Annotated in this window: 1 rRNA gene; it reads left to right on the plus strand. The window is 55.0% G+C overall.

The window, feature by feature from the left end:
- Positions 1–451: ribosomal RNA gene (locus BHE89_RS20650) — 23S ribosomal RNA — on the plus strand; the annotation flags it as partial.

A 451-nucleotide genomic window follows, 5' to 3' on the forward strand; every position in this document is an offset into this window, starting at 1 on the left:
GGAGCACGAAGGTTGGCTAAGCATGGTCGGACATCATGCGGTTAGTGCAAAGGCATAAGCCAGCTTGACTGTGAGAGTGACGGCTCGAGCAGGTACGAAAGTAGGTCTTAGTGGATCCGGTGGTTCTGAATGGAAGGGCCATCGCTGCAACGGATAAAAGGTACTCCGGGGATAACAGGCTGATACCGCCCAAGAGTTCATATCGACGGCGGTGTTTGGCACCTCGATGTCGGCTCAGTCACATCCTGGGGCTGAAGTAGGTCCCAAGGGTATGGCTGTTCGCCATTTAAAGTGGTACGCGAGCTGGGTTTAGAACGTCGTGAGACAGTTCGGTCCCTATCTGCCGTGGGCGTTGGAAGATTGAGAGGGGTTGCTCCTAGTACGAGAGGACCGGAGTGAACGCACCACTGGTGTTCGGGTTGTCATGCCAATGGCATTGCCCGGTAGCTAA

The sequence above is a fragment of the Shigella sp. FC1967 genome, assembly GCF_001743005.1.
GTDB lineage: Bacteria > Pseudomonadota > Gammaproteobacteria > Enterobacterales > Enterobacteriaceae > Proteus.